Consider the following 2,193-nt stretch of genomic DNA (forward strand, 5'->3'; position numbering starts at 1 on the left):
ACTGACCACACTTTCTTGATTGAAGTGTAAGGAATTGTCTTCAGCAACGATTAATGATTAAGCCTGTGGCGGCCCGGATTGTCTGGACACAGTTTTGCAACTCAGGCCACCTTGCGCCCCACTGATCACCACCTGACCTCGGCGGCCGCGTCTTCAGTCGCGCTACGCGACCCTTCTGCCAAGCCCGGCGCAACCCCCCTAACCCTAGATGCGCTCAGCATTTCACGGCTCCTTCTTAAGGCACGATTTAACCTCGAACTCGTGGCCACAAAAATCGGGGCCGGGGCATTGATGATTAAGCCAAATTCGGAGAAGAATAATGCGTGACACCTTTCCACTGTTGGTAAAAACGGAGTTCCCGGCCATTCGACGCCAGAAGCTCGAAACGCTTCAGGCCAATCTCGGATATCGCTGCAACCAGTCCTGTCTCCACTGCCACGTCGCGGCGAGCCCGAAGCGGACCGAAGAAATGAGTTGGGAGACCATGTCCCTGCTGCTCGACTTCGCGCGTCGGCAGGCTGTGCAAACGCTCGACCTGACCGGCGGGGCGCCAGAGATGAACCCCAATTTTCGCCGATTGGTGAGCGAAGCCAAGTCACTAGGTATGCGGGTCATCGATCGCTGCAACCTGACTATTTTGAGCGAGCCGGGGTACGAAACACTGGCTGATTTCCTTGCCGAGAAAAACGTCGAAATCGTTGCCTCACTGCCTTGCTATCTTGAAGAAAATGTCGACGCCCAGCGCGGCGATGGCACTTTCCAGGCTAGCATCAACGGACTACGTAAGCTAAATGCGCTGGGCTACGGACTGCCCGGCTGCGGCCGCGTACTCAACCTGGTCTACAACCCGCTTGGGCCGAGCCTGCCGCCCAACCAAGTCAAGCTCGAAGCCGCCTACAAGGAGCAACTGGCCACTCGCTACGGGGTAATGTTCAATCACCTATTCGCACTGGCCAACATGCCGATCAAGCGTTTCGGCAGTCAACTGGTGTCGCGCAACGAATTCCATGACTACATGAAACTGCTCAAGGGCGCCTATCAGTCGGCCAACCTCGAGGGCGTGATGTGCCGCTCACTGCTCTCTGTCGGTTGGCGGGGCGAGGTCTTCGATTGCGACTTCAACCAGATGCTTGGGCTGAAGCTGGGCGGACCACAGGCCGGGCCGGTTCATCTGGCTGATTTGATTGAAGCCGATTTGTCCGGCCGCCCAATCCGGGTAGCCGATCATTGCTATAGCTGCACCGCCGGCCAGGGGAGCAGTTGTGGTGGCGCGCTGGCGCCGAACGAGGCCGCCCAGACAGCCTCGATTGCCTAGTAGTACAACCCGGAGGAGACTCATCATGAATCGCAAGAAATATATCCGCGCAACAACCGCCGCCATGCTTTCGGTCGGCCTCATGGCCACCGCACTGAGTGGCGCTGCCATAGCCAATCCCTGCGCCGCGAAAAACCCATGCGCAGCACGTAACCCTTGTGCCGCCAGGAATCCCTGCGCGGCGGCCAATCCTGGCGGCGCAAAAATGATCTCCCGCCCTGCCAACTACACGCCCTACAAAGGCAATCAGGCCCAATTGGTCAAGCTTGGTGAAAAGCTGTTCAATGACACGAAGCTATCCACCAATGGCATGGCCTGCGCCACCTGCCACCAGTCCTACGGCGCCTATAACGAAAGTTTTGCCCAGCCGTACCCACACAAGGTGGGCATGGCCAGCGAAAACTATGGCGTGGGGGCTATCAATCTCGACGAGGCGGTGCAGATGTGCATGATCGGCCCGATGGAAGCCAAGCCGCTGGGCTGGAAGTCGAAGGAGCTCGCCGCCCTGGTCGCTTATGTCGGCAGCCTGCAGAAGGGATTCAAACCAGCTGCTGGCCAGGCCAATCCCTGCGCGGCAAAGAATCCTTGTGCTGCCCGCAACCCGTGTGCGGCGAAGAATCCGTGTGCAGCCAAAAAGCACTGACATCCCGATTACCGGAATCGTCTCGGAGTCCGGGGCGGTTTTGCCATCACATCATTGCAATGGAGGAAGGCAACATGGACAACAAAAAGTCAGTCGTACCTGACATGCCGTGCTGATCCTTCAAGGCGGAGGTGCCCTCGGCCCCCTCCCAGGCTGGCGTGTTCGATGCCATGCATAACGAATAAGGATAGATCGTGCGAAGCCACGATCTGATCCGTTTGTTGGACGAGCCCGG

At 58.1% G+C, this 2,193-nt stretch carries 3 protein-coding genes; 2 read left to right on the forward strand and 1 reads right to left on the reverse strand.

The features are described 5' to 3' along the window. Positions 1 to 319: 319 nt before the first annotated feature. On the forward strand, positions 320 to 1,315 hold the full coding sequence (arsS, locus tag ACCAA_RS02690) for an arsenosugar biosynthesis radical SAM (seleno)protein ArsS (RefSeq protein ID WP_186405712.1): 996 nt from the start codon (positions 320 to 322) through the stop codon (positions 1,313 to 1,315). 25 nt (positions 1,316 to 1,340) lie between these two features. Continuing rightward, positions 1,341 to 1,958, forward strand: a complete 618-nt coding sequence (locus ACCAA_RS02695) for a cytochrome c peroxidase (protein WP_186405713.1) — start codon at positions 1,341 to 1,343, stop codon at positions 1,956 to 1,958. Positions 1,959 to 2,004: 46 nt separating this feature from the next. Here ACCAA_RS02695 and ACCAA_RS21745 read toward each other — a convergent pair. After that, positions 2,005 to 2,193 (reverse strand): hypothetical protein (locus ACCAA_RS21745; RefSeq protein ID WP_222104793.1); only part of this gene is annotated, 189 nt, incomplete at its 5' end.

Origin of the sequence: Candidatus Accumulibacter aalborgensis (assembly GCF_900089955.1) — a bacterium.
Taxonomy (GTDB): Bacteria; Pseudomonadota; Gammaproteobacteria; order Burkholderiales; family Rhodocyclaceae; genus Accumulibacter; species Accumulibacter aalborgensis.

Bases quoted from the DNA above. Each gene is read 5' to 3' on its own strand.
- arsS (WP_186405712.1), top strand. From the start codon at position 320: ATGCGTGACACCTTTCCACTGTTGGTAAAAACGGAGTTCCCGGCCATT.
- ACCAA_RS02695 (WP_186405713.1), top strand. From the start codon at position 1,341: ATGAATCGCAAGAAATATATCCGCGCAACAACCGCCGCCATGCTTTCG.